General features: G+C 47.6%; 11 protein-coding genes and 1 pseudogene. 6 read left to right on the top strand and 6 right to left on the bottom strand.

The window, feature by feature from the left end:
* The first annotated feature begins 191 nt into the window (after positions 1 to 191).
* From PJE062_RS10290 to PJE062_RS26350, 5 genes are all read left to right on the top strand, one after another.
* Positions 192 to 1,301 carry an efflux RND transporter periplasmic adaptor subunit gene (locus PJE062_RS10290; protein ID WP_037036598.1) on the top strand — a complete coding sequence of 370 codons (1,110 nt, stop codon included), beginning with the start codon at positions 192 to 194 and terminating at the stop codon, positions 1,299 to 1,301.
* Entirely contained in the window at positions 1,301 to 4,351 is a 3,051-nt protein-coding gene (locus PJE062_RS10285) for an efflux RND transporter permease subunit (RefSeq protein ID WP_050773898.1), read from the top strand. The genes PJE062_RS10290 and PJE062_RS10285 overlap by 1 nt, the downstream gene beginning before the upstream one ends.
* Before the next feature lie 307 nt (positions 4,352 to 4,658).
* Complete coding sequence (locus PJE062_RS10280; RefSeq protein ID WP_208982247.1) at positions 4,659 to 5,705, top strand: alpha/beta hydrolase; 1,047 nt, start codon at positions 4,659 to 4,661, stop codon at positions 5,703 to 5,705.
* Positions 5,706 to 6,511: 806 nt separating this feature from the next.
* The gene (locus PJE062_RS10275; protein WP_157039128.1) at positions 6,512 to 7,543 is read left to right on the top strand and encodes a hypothetical protein; all 1,032 of its coding nucleotides are present in this window, start codon (positions 6,512 to 6,514) and stop codon (positions 7,541 to 7,543) included.
* Positions 7,544 to 7,876: 333 nt separating this feature from the next.
* The gene (locus PJE062_RS26350; RefSeq protein WP_008549166.1) at positions 7,877 to 8,107 is read left to right on the top strand and encodes a hypothetical protein; all 231 of its coding nucleotides are present in this window, start codon (positions 7,877 to 7,879) and stop codon (positions 8,105 to 8,107) included.
* A gap of 128 nt (positions 8,108 to 8,235) precedes the next feature.
* Here the strand turns inward: PJE062_RS26350 and PJE062_RS10270 are convergent, their stop codons facing one another.
* Genes PJE062_RS10270 through PJE062_RS10255 form a run of 4 tightly spaced genes read right to left on the bottom strand, consistent with a single transcriptional unit; the run spans position 8,236 to position 12,247 of the window.
* Positions 8,236 to 9,360 carry an ABC transporter permease gene (locus PJE062_RS10270; RefSeq protein WP_050773907.1) on the bottom strand — a complete coding sequence of 375 codons (1,125 nt, stop codon included), beginning with the start codon at positions 9,358 to 9,360 and terminating at the stop codon, positions 8,236 to 8,238.
* Positions 9,361 to 9,364: 4 nt separating this feature from the next.
* Entirely contained in the window at positions 9,365 to 10,525 is a 1,161-nt protein-coding gene (locus PJE062_RS10265) for an ABC transporter permease (RefSeq protein WP_008548969.1), read from the bottom strand.
* Positions 10,522 to 11,223, bottom strand: a complete 702-nt coding sequence (locus PJE062_RS10260; protein WP_371256292.1) for an ABC transporter ATP-binding protein — start codon at positions 11,221 to 11,223, stop codon at positions 10,522 to 10,524. The genes PJE062_RS10265 and PJE062_RS10260 overlap by 4 nt, the downstream gene beginning before the upstream one ends.
* Positions 11,210 to 12,247 (bottom strand): efflux RND transporter periplasmic adaptor subunit, encoded by a 1,038-nt coding sequence (locus tag PJE062_RS10255; protein WP_008549360.1) that lies wholly within the window; start codon positions 12,245 to 12,247, stop codon positions 11,210 to 11,212. Before PJE062_RS10255 ends, PJE062_RS10260 begins: the two co-directional genes overlap by 14 nt.
* A 227-nt stretch (positions 12,248 to 12,474) precedes the next feature.
* On the opposite strand from PJE062_RS10255, the gene PJE062_RS25800 reads away from it, so the two are divergent.
* On the top strand, positions 12,475 to 13,323 hold the full coding sequence (locus PJE062_RS25800; protein ID WP_050773897.1) for a LytTR family DNA-binding domain-containing protein: 849 nt from the start codon (positions 12,475 to 12,477) through the stop codon (positions 13,321 to 13,323).
* A 409-nt stretch (positions 13,324 to 13,732) separates the two neighbouring features.
* Here the strand turns inward: PJE062_RS25800 and PJE062_RS10245 are convergent, their stop codons facing one another.
* Together PJE062_RS10245 and PJE062_RS10240 are read right to left on the bottom strand one after the other, a co-directional pair.
* On the bottom strand, positions 13,733 to 14,689 hold the full coding sequence (locus PJE062_RS10245; protein ID WP_008549068.1) for a 3-hydroxyacyl-CoA dehydrogenase family protein: 957 nt from the start codon (positions 14,687 to 14,689) through the stop codon (positions 13,733 to 13,735).
* A pseudogene (locus tag PJE062_RS10240) lies at positions 14,682 to 15,064 on the bottom strand (MBL fold metallo-hydrolase); the annotation flags it as partial. The gene PJE062_RS10245 and the pseudogene PJE062_RS10240, both read right to left, overlap by 8 nt.

Below are 15,064 nucleotides of genomic sequence, written 5' to 3'. Positions count from 1 at the left end.
AGCAGATTCAGGTAAGGAGTTTGCTCAGTGCGTGTCGGAAACAAAATTACCCCGTTTTCCTTTGTAAGCTTTTGCTTCCTTACGAGAATGGACCCGCTGTCCTATTGCGCTCAAAAGGTGTTTGCTAATAGCTGCTCTCTCTCAGTTCAAAGTCGTACAGAAGATAAGCAGGCCTGGTGAAGATGATACGTATGTCTACACTCGGCAAAATCTTGGTCCTACTCGCAACACTTGCGCTTGTGGGGTGTCAGGAGAATACAACTGATCCTATTGAACCGAAAGCCCGCCCGCTCAAGACCTATCTGGTCAAAGAGCGTCCCGTTTATAGTTTGCGTAGCTTTCCAAGTGTGTTGGAACCTGCGGAGTTAAACGCATTGTCCTTCGAGATTGGCGGAACATTAAAACCGCTTGATTTAACGATCGGGCAGCCAATTTCCTCAGGCGAGATTCTTGCGCAGATTGATCCGACTTCTTTGAAGATTGAGTTAAGTGAAGCGCAAGCACGGCTTAACCTTGCTAATGCGGAGCATTCAAACGCAGTGCGGGCCTTGGAACGGGCGCGTACTTTGTTTTCTCGTGGTGCTGCTTCCAAAGTTGCCATTGAGAATGCGGAAACAACTGAAATCACAAGCAAAGCCCGTCTGGATCAAGCCACACAAGCTGTTGCTTCGGCTCAAAACAACCTGACGAAAGCCACGCTCCATGCCCCGTTCGACGGTGTCATTAACTCGGTTGAAGCGGTGTCTCATGCAACGGTCAGCGTTGGTTCTCCAATTGCGACGCTTTATGAAAAAGATGCCTTCGAGCTGAGAATTTCAGCGGGTTACCAGCTGTCCTCTCAGCTTCACATCGGTACGACTGCTGAAGTTACACTCACTGATCAGCCAGATGTTAGTTTGACTGCTATTGTGACTGAGCTAGGCCAAAGAGCGGACGCGGTCTCATCCTTCCCTGTGAGGTTGTCGCTCGTTGAAGATAGTGACGTTGATATTCGTGCAGGCATGGCGGCACAAGTGGAGTTCAAAATACCGCTAGATAAGCCTGAGGGGTATCTCATTCCATTTTCTGCAATCAGTACGGATGCGAGCAAAGTGGAGAATGGCGAAGAACAAATTATCGTTTTCGTCTACGATGAAAAATACAATTGTGTTCTTGAAAGAATAGTTGAGACCTCTGGTGTTTTGGGTGAGTTCATTGTTGTAACTGATGGTCTACAAACCGGTGAACGTATTGCTTCTGCTGGTGTTGCATTCTTGCGAGATGGTCAAAAAGTACGCCTCTTGGATGTAGGGGCAGAGTGATGAACACTAGTTTTTTGACCCGCGTAGGGTTGGAACGTTCCCGCCTGACCTGCCTGATCGCGCTGGGTATCCTATTGATGGGAGTGATAAGTTACATCCAGATCCCCAAGCGTGAAGACCCTGCTGTAACCATCCGTATCGCGCAGATTGAAGCTTCCTTTCCCGGTATGGACACGCAACGGGTTGAAGATCTGATTGCTAAACCGCTTGAACGTGTTGCACGAGAAGTGGGCGAAATTGAAGACATTGAAACATGGGTCACAGATGGGAAAGCTGAGCTTTCTGTGACGATCTATGCGGCGGTGCCTACAAGCGAACTGGATCGGGTCTTTCAGGACATCCGAAACAAAATGCTAGATGCCAAAGGCCAGCTTCCTGAAGGGACAGTTGGGCCTATGGTGAACACTGATTTTGGCGACGTTGGTGTTGCAACCATTGCTGTAACGGGCGAAGGTTTTGACTACGCAGAGCTTTGGGATGCGGCTGATGGATTGCGTGAGGATCTTTACACGCTGAATGGCATTAAGAAAGTTACGGTCTTTGGCCGTCAGGAAGAGCGCATTTGGCTCGATCTTGATAGTAGGAAACTTGCCTCTATCGGTAAGAACGTAAATCAGGTTCTGGATGACCTAAAGGCACAAAACATCATTGCATCTGCTGGCACCCTCACAGCTGGTGGACAACGGATCTCTCTTGAAGTCAATGGTGATTTCAAGTCTGTTGACGCCATCGGAGATTTGCTGACGAAGCTTCCGGAGCAAAGTGGTTTCACGCGCCTCAAGGATTTTGTTAGCGTCAGGCGCGGGTATGCCGACCCGCCAACTGCACCAATTTATTATAACGAGAAACCTGCTCTCATCCTTTCCGTTGAAATGGCTGAGGACCGGGACGTGCAAAAGATCGGCAATATGCTGAAGGAAGCGGTGCCACGTTTTGAGCAGAAACATCCAACAGGCATACAGTTTGAATTTTCAACCTTCCAAGAACAGGTCGTAACACAGACAATCAACGGAGCCCTCAAAAATGTCGGACAAACCTTTGCAGTTGTGTTTCTGGCAGTCCTTCTGTTCCTCGGTATCCGTCCGGCATTGGTGATAGCAAGCATTGTTCCGTTTGCGGCAATGTTCTCACTCATTGTGATGGTTCGGTGGGGTGTTGCATTGGAGCAGATCTCTATTGCTGCTGTGATAATTTCGCTCGGACTGCTGGTGGACAACGGTCTGGTCGTTGTTGAAGAAGTTCAGAAGAAACTGGATCTTGGCGTTCCGCCTAAGGAAGCTGCGTGTCAGGCAGGTGGGCAGTTCCTCATTCCACTTGCCATGGCGTCTATTACGACCATATCTGCCTTCATTCCGATGTTCATACTGGATGGAGCTGAAGGTGAAATGGCCTTCTCGCTGGGGGCAGTTGTGGCCTTCATGCTGACAGGTTCGTGGTTGAGCGCCCACTATTTGCTGCCATTGTTTGCAGTTCACATTCTCAAACCTTCCAAGAAGAAAGAGCGAGAGAGTTTACTGGTAAAGCTATATGGAAAGTTGTGCCGTAGCACCATTCGTCACGGGTTATTTGTTCTCATCGTCAGTCTTGGAGCAGTGGCCGCTTCTATCTCTCTTTTTGGCGTACTCAAGGCTGAACTCTTCCCACCTTCTGAGCGAAACGAATACCTTGTTTATTTGGATATGCCTCGGGGTGCCACGGTTGAAGCAACTATTGAAGAAGCGCGGGCCGTTGACACTTGGTTGAACGATAAAGAAATCAACCCTGAGATCGAAAACACAACGGTTTATGTTGCCAGTGGCGGACCGCGGTTTTACATCGGCTTGGACCCTGCTGAAGGTGATCCAGCCAATGCATTCATTGTCGTCAATGCGAGCGATAGCACGGTAGTTGCAGAAGCTGCTGATAGAGCATGGGCATATCTGACTGATCATCGTCCAGCGGCCCGCTATCGGGTGACGCGCCTTTCCATGGGGGAAGGCGAGCCCGGAATTGTTGAATACAAGCTTCGTGGTCCAGATGGTGATGTCTTGCTTGCCAAAGCAAAAGAGATCGAAGCTGGCCTTGCGCTTGCTCCCGGCATAACCACAAACGAAAATGATTGGGGTAACAAGCGTGTAAAGCTCACGATGGATGTCTCGCAGGACAAAGCGCGAGTGCACGGTCTTTCTTCTGCACAGATTGCAGAGATGATGGATACCTTCTTCTCAGGGAAAGAACAGTCCATCTATCGTGAAGGATCTGAGTCTATTCCAATTGTTTTAAGGGCTGAGAGCGATTTTCGGACGAATATCGGCGACTTGCAAAACCTTGCTGTCGTAACTCCAAACGGAATGATCACGCTGGATCAGATAGCAGATATCGAGCCTCATTTCGAATATGCGCAGATCCGTAGAGAAAATCAGGTTCGGCAGATTACCGTTTTTGGAAAAAGCGCCACTTTAACAGCCCCCGAGTTACAGGCATTTATGGAACCCCATTTGCAAAAGCTTGAGTTGCCAGAGGGGTATTCTCTTGGTGTCGGTGGTGAATCCGAGACGAGTGAAGAAGTTAACGAGCTTCTCATGAATGGTATGCCGCCAGCATTGCTACTCATTCTCACAGCATTGATGCTTCAGTTTAACTCTGTACGCCGCGTTTCCTTAACGTTCATGACGATCCCACTGGTGGTTATCGGCGCGCCACTTGCGCTTTATGTCACTGGTCGTCCGCTCTCTTTCTTCGCAATCTTGGGATTGATTTCTCTTGCGGGCATCATCATCAACAATGCCATTGTCCTTATCGATCAGATAGACATTGAGAGACGGAGCCTTCCACTGGATGAGGCAATCGTTGCGGCTGCGAAGAAGCGGGTGACGCCTATTCTTTTGACGTCCTTAACAACGGTATTGGGACTGGTTCCTATGGCGCTGACAGGTGGCGTTTTGTTCCAGCCAATGGCGACCCTGATGATTGGAGGGCTGCTACTAGCATCACCAATCACGCTGGTTTTCGTGCCATCTCTTTATCGAACTTTGTTTGCTTTTGGGAAGTTTAAAGCACAGCCGGAGTGATGCTAAAGGTTGCAGGGGCAGGTCAGAGAAAAGGCCTGCCCCTGCAGTCATAAGTAATTGAATTACAAAAAACTCTCTTTCTTAACAAGGTATAATGCCATGCTCCCAAACGCTTTGTAGCTTGCAATGAACACTTCGTCAGAAAAGAAGGAAGAGGCCTGGTTTACTAGACTAAATTAACTCAATGCATCAGCTGTCACTTTGCATCACATCTTCTAAAATACAACTTGATCCTCTTAAAATTGCGCTGTTGCTGCTTGTCTCTCTCTCACTGTGTTCATGTATGAGCAGGCCATCGGTTGGCGCATTGGAGCTGAACGACAGCTTTGCCAAAGGTGCAAAGCAGCAAGACATCATGATTGTCACCACTAGAGAAAAAGATGAACGCCCCAACACCTACTTCAACGGTGAGCGGGCGAGTGGGGCAAGCTATGCGGAGGCGTCCATCTCAGTACCTCCAAAACATAAGCTTGGTGCGATTGAATGGCCTAAGGAGTTACCGGGAAATCCAAGCACAGATTTTGTAGCACGTAAGGCAAACTACATCGCTGATAAGGAGCAGTTTAAGGAAAAACTGAACCAAAGGCTATCAAAGCTTCCCAAAGGAAAACGGCAGATATTTCTCTTTATTCATGGTTACAATATACATTTCCCTGAGGGGTTATACCGGTTTGCACAGATAGCTCATGATACGAAAACAGATGCGATCCCGGTTTTCTTCTCCTGGGCTTCAAGAGGCAAAGCGCAGGATTATATTTACGACTTAAACAGCGCGGCCATCGCACGGAAGGCTCTACAAGACACATTGGTTATGCTTGCGCAGAGCAAGGCAGAGGAAGTGACCGTTCTGGCCCATTCCATGGGAACTTGGCTGCTCATGGAAACGGTCCTTCAAGCAACAGAAAAAGAACGCCAGCTCCTCTCAAAGAAGCTAAAGCATGTCATTCTTGCAGCCCCGGACATCGACATCGATTTGTTCAGGGCGCAATTAAGTGAACTCAATTTCTCCCATAGCTCCTTTACCGTGATTGTTTCCCGCGATGACCGAGCACTTCGCATATCAACAGCGCTTGCTGGCGGTAAAGAACGAGTTGGTGCCTACCCGAATGAGAAGGAGCTGGCGAAACTTGGCGCGACGGTGGTGGACATCACAGAGTTAAATGCTCTTGATGGACTGCATCACACCAAGTTCTCACAGTTGGAAGAGTTTAGTCCAGAGTTTCGAAAGACACTTGAGCAATCAGACCTGATTTCGGATTCCACTTCGAAAAGCCCAAAGGGACTGGGGCAAAACCTGCGTGGGTTTGTGGGTAGTACTCTTAGATTGCCAATTGATATCATCACCTCCTTTTAGAAGGAGGCTTATGAGGCATTTATTAGATGACGATAAGGCATCTCCACTCCTCCTGGCCAGTTTGAGTTATGCTTATTCACCATAGGATACTTGCCAATAACTACAAAGTGGAAATCCATTAACAAATGATAATGCGAGGAATAGTGCAGATATTTATTACTATATTTAAATCTAATACGGGGTTGCAACAAGAATATGTGATCTAACTTAAGATGACGTTGGTATTTTATATTTCGAATCATGGAATATAAATGATGATTGGGTGTCGATTATATTATCATATGGGACATAAATGCTTTGGGTAATTTGTCTGTTAGACTTGGTCGTAGGTGTGTTCTTCGCACTCATTCTAATCCGCATGATTGGAGAGTTCGACACTGAAAGTCATGAATGCAAGAATAAGTGATGCATTCATGATACCGGAACTGCAGTAAAGAAATGTACTGCATGATTACATAAGAACACAATCAAGCAACACGAAGGTTAAAGTCATGCGTCCATCGCATATTGTTATTTGCGCTTCCATGAGTATATCTCTAACTGCCTGTATGGCCAATAGTAGTGACACGTCTTTGTTTGATGCAAAAATGACAGAGACTTACAGTTCGATTGCTGCACAATCAGAAATTGGTAGAACTACTCGAAACTATGACAAGTTAGCCCCAGTAAATACGTCTTCAACGCTTTCAACGTCCCTGAGAGGAGTTGGTTATTCGATTGCCCCAGAGGTGAAAACGGATGGGCGCTATTACATCTACACAGTCAAAACGCCGGAAGGTACATATAAAGTTCATGGCAATCAGCTCATGAGCAAGCATACCCGTGAGTTACAGGCTCTTGCAGAGCTCAAAGAGCGAAACAAGGTGGTGGCTTTTGCAAAAGGGGCTGGCGATGCGGTAGTAACACCGATTAAATCTGTCTACTCGACTGTCACGTCTCCCGTCAAAGCTGCAAATAACGCATATGATAATGCGAAGGACACCTACAAAAGCGCGAAGAAAGGCCTCTCTAAAGCCAAGACCTTTGTCACCAACAAGGGTAAGTTGCCGAAAGAGACTGCAAAGCGTGAGAAAGACGGCATGATTGCAGGGATTGTTGGACGTCCCGATGCACTGCGTGAAGCGGCATTTAAGCTTAAAGTTGATCCATACACCCACTACAAACCTCTGCGTTCTGAGCTGAAAAGCTACGCAAGCGCCAGAGCAGCTGGTAGCTTCGGTGTGGACACTGGCCTTGGAATGATCCCAGGTGTCGGCGGTTATGTGGTCTTGAGCGTTACAACAGTTGATAGCATCACCAGACGCACCTTGAACAAATCTCCGAAGGAGATGGCTGAGGTGAATAGGGAGCGTTTGCTCGGTAACGGGACTTCCCGCAAGGCAGTCGATAAGTTCCTGCTCAACTCACAATACACACCTAGCGAAAAGACGATCTATACCGGCTACGTGAAAGCTCTAGAGCGGATTCCGGGGGCGAAAACAGCACTTGTCGAGTTTGGCGGCACTCCGCGCAACCGCTCAACAGCATTCAGCAATGTGGTTGCGATCAAAATGCTCAATACTCTGCACGGTAAGCAGAAAATCACAAAGATTGAAAACGTCAACGGGCAGCTGATTGCGTATCACCATGGCAACGCAACAAGTGTCATCTTGCCGTACGACCGGTTTAGCTGGACCCATAAAAATGAGGCAAACTTGCAAAAGCTCAGAGCGTCTCTCAAGCATACTGCAGGTGGTAACACAAAACTGGTGGTGCTTGGTGATGTTACAGGTAAGAGCAGATCTGCAATACGACAGCTGAGCTGGGGTGTTGTGTCTAACTTCAAAAAAGTCATGTAACCCTAAATACAGCTAACCACATCCTATGCAGTTTGGAGATGAAAGAAATTACCGCATCTTTCATCTCCTTCCAAAGCATCGCCCCTTTTCCCAACAGAAGGGGCGATGCACTTGAAAATATGCAGAAATAGGCGAGTGTCCATCAGGCCACTCTGGTCCTTGCTCTATGTCTGTTCGTCCAGATGTTTGTACAGATCAGCTAAACTCTCTTCGTGAGGTACTCACGCGCGAAGTCATGTTAGAGGGGAGTTTGAGAAAAGCTTTACAACATTACCGATCCGTTAATTCTTCAACTCTTGATAGAGTAGTCTGAATGTCTGCTAACTGCCTCAAATGCTGGCAACTGCCACTTATTTACCTGCGTTCTCGCAGCGCAGCGAACGATTGCAATATCCGCTGCGCGAGAGGCACGATATCTACGGAAAAAGGGGATCTATCATCATTCTTTCCGAGTCGCTTAGAGCAATCGTCAATAAAGACGAAACCAACTTAAGGGGGCTGATGAGCCGTTTTGCCTTTGATGCGTCGCCCTTTGTGTTGGGGAAAGGGCGACGCTTTGAGTAGGGAAAGTTGCGGTTAGTTGTTCTTCCCCACACTCAATCTCGCTTTAACGGCTCTTGATGACGGCAAATGCTTAAAGGCTCGCCTGCATCATTTTTTAAGATTGCTTATGGGAGAGCGCAGGCTAACGATTATCGCGGGACAAATTGCACCAAAAAACCGATTGTAGTCGCGAGCATGAGACCTTGGAGTAATCCTTCATGCGAAAACCTCAAGGTGTAGCCAATGTTTGTCACGCCATTTGCAAGAGCTGATGCCTGAAAGCCATCAAGTAATAGGTAAACAGCTCCCCCACCTAGCAATCCTGCTACAAAGCAAATCGCTAGGTATTCGAGTATCAATCCCACGCAAATCGCGGAACGAGTGAAGCCGAGAACGCGATAGGTGCCTATTTCTGTAGTTCGCTTTGCTACAGATGACATTACGATGTTTAACACACCAATAATCGCGCCAATTGCCATGAGAGTGGTCAGCGGCCAGGCAAGCTTTTGTACAAGATCGCTACTCTTTGCAGCCTGTCGAGCGAAATAAGCTTTTTCGGTTTGTATTGACAACAATAAGCGAGGGTCTGTTTCATTGAAATTCGAGAGGTCTGCAAACGCTGCTGGATCTGGCAACAGGAGGCGAACGCTTTGAACTTGGTCGGCACGATTAAAGAAGCTTTGGACCGCAGTCAGGTCCCCCCAGACTTCAGATTCCGACATGCTGCCATTCGCTTGAAATATGCCTACGATGGTCCAGGCTGTTGTGCCAAATGTAATCGTGTCACCGACCTCCATGTATTGATAGGTTTTGGCTACATTATTGCCGACAACGAGCTCAGCAGTTCCCACCTGAGGCCAACGTCCTTGAACAACTTCAATACCATCACGCATAGCTATTCCGGCAGCGGAAATACCTCGCAATCCGATGTTTGCTCGCTTGTTGTCGCTCTTTCGCCAACCATCGACAATGAGACTAACTTCAGGAGAAATTGCGGAGGTGTTAACGGCACTTTGCAGGACCTGAACTTGCTCCCGGCTCACTTCACTATTCAACTCAGATTGACTGCCGCCTCGCATAACAATAACGACGTCAGCAGCTCCAGAGTTTCTAAGACTGAACCTCAAACCTTCTGAAAGAGCAGTTAGTCCCAGCAATGTTCCGACTACTAACGCGACACACATGATTGTGGCAGCTGTAAGCGTTACCCGACCACTTAACCCTCTCAGGTTCATTCTTGTGATGGCAATTGTTTGGCTCACAAAACTTTGCATTCCATCAGCTCCTTCGCAGCAAAGTTGCTGTGTCTGCATTTACGACTTTCAGAGCGGGTATAACGCTAGCTAATGATGCAAGAGCAATCATAGAGAGAACTCCGGCAACAAAAATCTCTGATGTAATGGCAATTCCAGGTGCAATTGAAGCGAAGCTCTCAGCCATGCTCTCAAGTAATCCAGCTGCAATCGCTAAACCAAAGCAACCCGATATAATTGTGACACTAAAACTCTCTGTTACGATGAGTTGGAGAACTTGTTGGCGAGTGAAACCAAGGGCTTTTAAAATACCAACTTCACGAGCTCTTTGCTGGACAGAAAGAGCTGTTGTACTTCCGACGATCATAATTAAACTCATTAATGCGGCTGCAAGAACCAATAGGGTTACGAGTGCCAGATCCCCAAACTGGGCTACAAAAGCCTGAGAGAAGCTGCGTTCACTTTCTGTCGTTGTTCTGTCAGTGAAACTTTTGAAATGTTGATCAATAGCCTGCCCCATGGCAGAGGGACTCTCTCCAACTTCTGGTTTGGTAACAATCCAGCCAATGGTGTCCACATTCTGATCACGTGCCTCGTTTAACCGGCGGTAGTGAATGTAGAGAAAGGACGTATCTATTTGCTCCGTAGCGCCTTCAAAAATGCCTGCAATTCTGAAGACCCAATTGTGAGCCCCGTCGGCTCGGGTAATGCGCTTATTGAGAATAGATATCTGATCACCGACATGCCAGCCATACTGTTCTGCCATGGATTTACCGACTAAAATTGCAGAGCGATCATCGAGAAAACTCTTCCGGGCACTATCACTTAAGTGCAGATCTTTGCCGTAGACCTTTAGATAAGATTGTGGCTCCACCGCAATGGCGTGAAGCGAGTTGCGAGGCTCTTGATAATAACCGCCGAACCAAGCCGCATATGTTTGCTCTCCTACTGCTGGGATCTTTTGAACCTCATGAAAATGAGAAAGAGGCAGTGGTTGAGTAAAGTTGATCTTGTTTGCAGTGATCATTCGGCTCGCATCATCGTCTGAGCTGGTTGCTCCGTAAGACTGCTGGAACGCTGATAGTATCCCGAACAAAATATATGCGATTACTATCGAAGACATCAGGAGAAGATTACGAAGCCATGCTGATTTAAAGTTCAGTGCAATAAACTTAGCCGAGTTCATGCCGCACGATCCATCTTGCTGATCTCACCTTTGTTGAAGGTGTAAGTTTGATCAGCGTAGTCTGCTGCTGACGGATCGTGTGTGACCATCACGATGGTTTTACCAAGTTCTTCGCCCAACAGCTGCAGGATCTTCATGACTTCCGTAGCTGTCGCGCGATCAAGATCACCAGTTGGTTCATCACAAAGCAATATGGGTGGGTCAGCGACAAGAGCTCGTGCAATCGCCACACGTTGCTGTTCTCCTCCTGACAACTCATTTGGGCGATGCTTCAAACGGTGTCGAATTCCCACCATTTCTGCAGCTTCATCTACTCTGCGGCGTCTTTCCTTTTGTCCAAGTTTAGTAAGCATCAGAGGTAACTCAATGTTCCCTGCTGCATTCAACATTGGCATCAAGTTATAGAACTGAAAAATGAAACCAATTGTCTGAGACCGCAGACGGGCAAGTTGTCGCTCGTTGAAGTGGTCAATTTGCTGACCTCCAATAAGGATCTGGCCACTTGTGAGTTTCTCAAGACCTCCAATAGAATGTAAAAGCGTTGTTTTTCCAGAACCTGATGGGCCCATTAATGCAACAAACTCTCCTTGTTGTATTGATAGGTTCAGGTGTTCGAAAACAACTGCATCATTTCTGGATTTGCTATACGTCTTGCACCCATCGACAACTTTGATAATTGGTGTCTTAGTCATCCTCAGTCCTCTCTGGATTAGTCTTTAAGTGCGCTTTTGCGATCATGTTTGGACGCAGTCTCTCATCCGGTCGGGCAAAGCTGAGTTTGATTTGGACCGTCGACTTTGCGCGGTTTGCGATCGGTGCAATGGATTGCACTGTTACCGTAAATGCGTCTTCGGGATATGCATCCAAGTAAGCCTGAGCGGTTGCTCCGAGTTTAATTCGGTGCAGCATCGTCTCAGGAACGTCGATCTCGATGTAGATGGAAGACATGTCTACGACGGAGCAAAGGCCGCCATTTTCTCCGGTGCCAAAAGCTTCTGGTGATGTTGTCGCTCCCAGACGAGCACCACAATTTGTCACTACACCTGAGACAGGGGTCGTCAATGTATGTTTCTTTAGGAGGGTAGTTACTCGATCGACTTCATGAGCTGACACTTCATGCCTGGCAACAGCCTCTCTATGTTTTGCCTCTAAAACAGCAACCTGGGTTTGAACTTTATCTAGCTCTGCTTGGCTCGTTAGCTCGCGCTCTTTAAGTTGAGTGGCACGCCTTAAGACACGTCTGGCTTCCTGCAACTCCACTTCAATCGCTTGAGCCGCCAATGAGTTTGCTTTTCTATGCCCTTTTGCAATTTCCAGCTCTGCTTCCACCAAGGTACTGTCGAGCAGAGCAATAGTTTGTCCTTTAATAACCGTACTGCCTTCTTCAACGAGTAGGCGAGTTAACGTGGACGAAACCTCTGTACTTATGATTGCTTCATTCCCGGCGGACAAATAGCCGGCTACGATCCAACTTGCTGCAGGTGGAGTTGGAGGAGGTACACTAGGTATCTCTGTAGGTCTTATTTGAGCGGCTGTAGGCCGCTGATTGGCTTGGCCAAAGTACCAAAAAAAGAATACTGCTGCACAAGCAACGGCTGCGAACAGCAGAACCAGTGGTATTATTTTGCTGTTAGACTTCTCATCTTGCTGCTCTTCACGCTCAATTTGGAAAGAGCGTAGAAGTAGGCTTGTGTCTTGATCTGTTTGAGGGACGATTGGCATAGAGTTCCCGAACCACTACTTCATTGAATTTTTGGGAACCTATCGTCATGGTTGGGTTGAATCCTATAAGTGTGCTGCTTGAAAGTGGCTGGTTTCCGCCTCTTTTTCACGAACCTACCATTCATTAGGCTTCGATCCTCACGAAGACTATGTTAATTGTCCTCCCACAAACTGGTAGTGCAGCCCGACATGTGATGCGGTTGTTGTGTAAGCTCTGGGAGTGTTCATTGTCCGTCGAAAAAACCGAAAGCAAGCCGTTTACATTCCAGAGCCGTCGTGACATGCGTGGATTTAGTTTTTTCGTTGTTATCCCACTAGCATTGGCTGCGTTCACCGCAACAGAGACTGGATACAATCGTACCCTTGGGTACAGCGGTGCTATAATTTACATTAGTTTCATTGCACTCGTATCCTGGTGGATTGCAGAGCTGACGACAAAACTTGTTTGGGTATCAGCACGAGCCTATCGGCCTCCTCTTTGGGTCATATGCAGCGTTGGTGTGACATTGGCATGCGTTTTGGTCGTGCCTTTAGTTTCTCAAGTTTCTTATTTATTCGCTGAATACTGGCCAACAGAACGTGACTCTGAGTTGCTTAATCACGCTGCAACCAATCCTGTGAGCGAAGAGTTGATGCAAACTGCTAGAGCAGTCATTTTCTGGCTTACATCAAACTATGCTTTCGACAGACTGCTCAACTACCCGCGTTTTAGATATGAAACACAAGATTTACCCCAACAGAACTCTTCCATTGATTATATAAAATCAGAAAATGAGTTGTTGCGACGCCTACAGTCTATTAGCAGCTTGGATGAAATCGATCATGTGAAAGCGGAAGAACACTACACTTGCGTTTCTGGAAAAGGTCAGCACGAGCTAATTCATTATAGGTTCGGTCTTGCGCTAAAGGATCTTGCAGGTGAAGAAGGTTTCAAGGTCCATCGATCACACTGGGTACGAAAGAGCGCGGTGTTCAAAACCGTAGAAACTGGTTCCAAACTCCACATAGAGCTAAAAAATGGAACACTAGTCCCAGTAAGCCGCCCCAATCATTCACTTATTAGGCAGGTGTTGTGAGTTTGTGCTGTCTTTGGTGACAGTACAATCTTGTCTAAATTAGGCTTGCGTACCTTCACAGCAAACATTTTTTTACTTTAACCCAAATCCAAGATCTACCAGCTAAAGTACGATTACAACCAGGAGTTAATTGTAGCTCACTTATTACAGAGCAACCGAGTTGCATACCAAGTCAAGTTCCAGATAACGCCAGTTCACTCCCCCTTAAGGCCTATGTCTCTAAGGCTTAGATAATTGTCCGCAGTTAATATGCAGGCTGATCATCTTAAACTTGAAGATTAAGAACTACTAGTATTCTTAATGCGTCACAATTCAGGTAGAGATCATCAAGTTAGGGTCAAATAGCTAAATCAGTTTTGGTAGTCGGCAGCACAGGCCTCCCGTGCCACCGTTTCTTTTGTCTTTTGTTTTACATCACAACCTTAGCACCTGCCTGAATCTTCACGCGGCGGACGATTTCGGCGTCGCGGTTGGATTTGAATTGGTCGGGGTCACGGTCTTTCCAGTTGTAGAAGCCTTGACCGGAGCGCATGCCGGTGTGGCCTTCTTTCAGGAGTTTGCCGATTGAGGTCTCGTGTGGGTTGCTGACGTTGTAAAGGTCTTTCCAGACGGCTTGTGCAGCGTCGCCACTAATCAGGTCCAGACCGGCAAGATCAGCATGTTCGAATGCGCCCATTGCCGGGAGACGTGAGGCGTAACCTTGCTTCAGGATGGTGTCACAAGCTTCCGGAGTGACAAGGCCTTTGTCCACGAGGCAAACAAACTCCCGCAGGACTGCATGCTGGATGCGTGCCCAGAGGAAGCCTGGGATATCCGGACAGAGAACAGGCGTTTTGTCGGTACCGTTCAGCAGCTGTGTAACAGCTTCAGTCACTGCTTCATCCGTCTGCTCACCCGGAACCACCTCTACAAGCTTTACTAAATACGCTGGCTGTGCGTAGTGAGCGATACAAAAGCGGCTTGGTTTGCTCAGGGCAGCCTGGATGGAGGTTGCACTCAGAGCAGATGTGGTTGAAGACAGGATTGCGTCTTCTGAGCAAAACTCCTCTGCCTGTTTCAGCACCGCCTGTTTGATGCTGATGTCTTCCAGCACAGCCTCAATAATAAAGCCTGCTGGTCCAGCTGCTTCCTTCATGTCATTGGTGAAGGAAATGCGCTTGAGAACAGCTTCTTTGTCTTCTGCTTTGGCGAGGCCTTCAGAAGCCACAAAGTCGAAAGCTTGTTCTGCACGTTTTGCAGAATCTGCTAGATCAGCTTCCGGGCGATCCCAAACAGCAACTTCAGCTCCACCGAAGGCCAATGAGAACGCAATGTGCGTTCCCATGGTGCCGGCGCCAATCACGGCGCATTTTGGCAGTTTACTCACCGCAGTATACCCATCCGTTGTTTTCTTTTTTCACGACACCCTTCATTTCGAAGGCATTCAGGCTCGCGTTGACAGAAACAAGTGCACGCCATTCGCGAACCATGCCCTGATCGTCGCAAGCACGGTCACGGATTTCCCGGAAGGAAATGCCCGGCTTTTCCTTAATTGCGTCCAGAATGGACTTTTCAACCTGATCCACTCGGCGACGGCAGTCATTGAGAAGTTCAATGGTGCCTTCTACGCCCATAGGTTCTTCGTGTGCAAAGATCACGGTTTCTACATTACGCTCCTTCAGGAAACGCTCCAGCTTATCGAAGGTTGCCCGCATGGTTTTTGGGCATTCGTAGAGGTACAGAACTGGATTGATCTTCGGCA

Origin of the sequence: Pseudovibrio sp. JE062 (assembly GCF_000156235.1) — a bacterium.
Classification (GTDB): Bacteria; Pseudomonadota; Alphaproteobacteria; order Rhizobiales; family Stappiaceae; genus Pseudovibrio.
Note: the sequence above shows the minus strand (reverse complement) of the source record. Positions and strands in the feature narration are given on the sequence as shown.

Excerpts from the sequence above, each read along its gene's own strand:
- PJE062_RS10290 (WP_037036598.1), top strand. The coding sequence starts at position 192 with ATGTCTACACTCGGCAAAATCTTGGTCCTACTCGCAACACTTGCGCTT.
- PJE062_RS10285 (WP_050773898.1), top strand. The coding sequence starts at position 1,301 with ATGAACACTAGTTTTTTGACCCGCGTAGGGTTGGAACGTTCCCGCCTG.
- PJE062_RS10275 (WP_157039128.1), top strand. The coding sequence starts at position 6,512 with ATGAGCAAGCATACCCGTGAGTTACAGGCTCTTGCAGAGCTCAAAGAG.
- PJE062_RS26350 (WP_008549166.1), top strand. The coding sequence starts at position 7,877 with ATGCTGGCAACTGCCACTTATTTACCTGCGTTCTCGCAGCGCAGCGAA.
- PJE062_RS10270 (WP_050773907.1), bottom strand. The coding sequence starts at position 9,360 with ATGCAAAGTTTTGTGAGCCAAACAATTGCCATCACAAGAATGAACCTG.
- PJE062_RS10265 (WP_008548969.1), bottom strand. The coding sequence starts at position 10,525 with ATGAACTCGGCTAAGTTTATTGCACTGAACTTTAAATCAGCATGGCTT.
- PJE062_RS10255 (WP_008549360.1), bottom strand. The coding sequence starts at position 12,247 with ATGCCAATCGTCCCTCAAACAGATCAAGACACAAGCCTACTTCTACGC.